Raw genomic sequence first — 2,313 nt, forward strand, 5'->3', positions numbered from 1 at the left:
TAAAATGTTTTTAAATGTTGCTCAACTTCTAAAGCATTCAATTGGATTAATAAAAAATAAGGGAAATAAAGAGGCTGTTTTAGTCTATATTTATTGGAAACCTAAAACTTGGAATCGAAATGGAGAATATCAAAAAATATATGAACAACACAAATATGAAATTGAAGATTTTTCGAAAAGAATAAATAAATTTTTACCTTTTAAATGCCTTACTTATTCAGAGTTCTGGAATGATAACGATAAGAAATACAAAGAGGACATAGATAAAATTAAAGCTAAATATGATTTGGAATTATAAAATAAAGAACGAACGGCTAACACGGGTTTTGCGTCAGGCGGGGTGACGTGCAAACTTGGTACTTTGTGCTTCTATTCAAGTTCAGTGATGGTTGACAGTTTTGTGCTCCGAAACCCGCCCGAACGCAAAGCCCGAAAACGTCAGGCTGTGAATAAACCTCTTTTCACCTCTTTTTCATAAGATTATTCTACTTCCTTACTTGTATAAATGCTTTTTAAGCGAGGTTGTTCTTCAAGCTAAATATGTAGTTTGATTTATATAAGAAGCTCTAAAAAGCTTTAAACAAGTCCAATTTAGATAAAACAAGACTTTAGCTTTGTAAGGTGACTTCCAGTTTTTGAGCTTGGCGATTAAGTCAGCTACACCCAAAATATTTATACTGCGTTTAATGTTGTAAACCAGCATAATCAAATTGTGTTCGCCGTTTACTTTCTCGAGACCCGTTAAGTTGGTGTGGTTGTAGCCCCATTGCCGCTTGATGGTGCCAAAAATATGCTCGTTTATTTCCTGTCTTTTGCGGTATAATTGTGCGTTTTCTTGGTAGCGCTTGTTATTTTCTTCTACAGCATCGGCATATTGGCTTCGATCTATTTCTCTACCTCCTTTTCTGCTCGTACAGAGTGATTTTACAGGACATTCTTTGCAAGCTGGTGTTCGGTATTTCTTGAACTGGTAGCTGTCTCTTTCTCTGGTTTTCTTATGCCATTTTCCAGTAGTTTTCAAGTGTTGGTTAGCAGGACAAATATAGGTGTCAGCTTCTTTATTGTAGGTGAAATTGGCAACCAAGTATTCTTTTGTAGTGCCGTTTTCATTGCTTATTCCTGGCTCAGGATGTGCAACAATCGTAGTGATATTTGCTTCTTTGCATTGGGCAAGTTCGCGTCCGTTATGGTAGCCTTTGTCTACTAAAACAGTGAAGGATTCTACTTCTAAATTTTCTTTAGCTTCTAGGGCAATTGCAGCTAAAGCATTGCGGTCATTACGATTGATCGTGTGTGTTGCCACAACCAAATTGTGTTTGTGGTCCACTGCTGCTTGAATATTATAACTCACTTCTACCACAACTCCTTGCACCAAAAGCGCTCGTGCGTCCTGGTCAGTAGTGCTGATTTGGGGTTCTCCGCTGGCTTTGAGTTTTTCAGCCAAGAGTTCGTAATTGATTTTATTGGTTTTCAATCGCTCTATTTTGGCTTGGATATTATTGATATTGGTATTGTTTTCTTGCGTGTCGTTTTGCTCAATTTGCTCAAGGTATTGTTGAGTCTTTTCTTCGATATATGCCAAGTGTTTGTCAATCTTCTTTTGGCTAAAGTTGGCTTTTTTGCTATTATGTGCTCGGGATTTCGTGCCGTCAATAGCGATGATTTCTCCAGCAACCAAATCAGCATCTTTTAAAAAGGAAACAAAGAGTTTAAAGAGACTTTTAAGTCCTGTTGGGTTTTGTTTTCTAAAGTCGGCTATGCTGTGGTAGTTTGGTGCAAGTCCGCACAAAAGCCATTGCATCTCTAGGTTTCTCAAGCATTCTTTTTCGAGCTTGCGCGAACTGCGAAGTCCGTTGAGATAGCCGTATAAATAGAGTTTTAAGAAGATTTTAGTGTTAAAGCTAGGACGACCTTCAGTCTTTAAGGTTTGCACTTCAAAACCCAAAGCCTTGAGTGCAATGTTCTCTACAAAAGCATCGATAAATCTAATGGGGTTGTCAGTAGCAATGCTGTCTTCTAAACTACCGAAGGTCATTTGGTTACGCGGAATTCCTGTGATGTGTTGCATTGTTAAATTTACAAAAATAAAGTTTTATAATGCAAAGTTTTTTGATATATTTGGAGATAATGTTTGTGAGTTTTTTCACAGACTGACGTTAGCTGTAATTTATTTACAAGACTTATGGAAATGATTTTTATCAGTTTACTTTTTTTATTTTTACCTATATCTTGTCAATATTTTGTGGGAAGAAAATTATTACAAAGACCTAAAATTGTTTTCTTTGCTTTTAGTCTTATAATGATTTTAATTCA

2 protein-coding genes are annotated in these 2,313 nt (G+C 36.3%); one reads left to right on the forward strand and one right to left on the reverse strand.

Annotation, left to right across the window (positions count from 1 at the left end; translation table 11 throughout):
* Positions 1 to 298: hypothetical protein (locus tag VNJ50_RS06580; RefSeq protein ID WP_325580198.1), on the forward strand; the 298-nt coding region annotated here is incomplete at its 5' end.
* Positions 299 to 529: 231 nt separating this feature from the next.
* On the opposite strand, the gene VNJ50_RS06585 is transcribed toward VNJ50_RS06580, so the two are convergent.
* Positions 530 to 2,068: an IS1182 family transposase gene (locus tag VNJ50_RS06585; protein WP_325580200.1), complete on the reverse strand. Its 1,539-nt coding sequence runs from the start codon at positions 2,066 to 2,068 to the stop codon at positions 530 to 532.
* Positions 2,069 to 2,313: the final 245 nt, after the last annotated feature.

The sequence above is a fragment of the Gelidibacter sp. genome (assembly GCF_035577925.1).
In the GTDB taxonomy this organism is placed as follows: domain Bacteria; phylum Bacteroidota; class Bacteroidia; order Flavobacteriales; family Flavobacteriaceae; genus Gelidibacter.

What these genes read in the sequence shown, in the direction of transcription:
- VNJ50_RS06585 (WP_325580200.1), bottom strand. Translation starts at nt 2,068, where the DNA reads ATGCAACACATCACAGGAATTCCGCGTAACCAAATGACCTTCGGTAGT.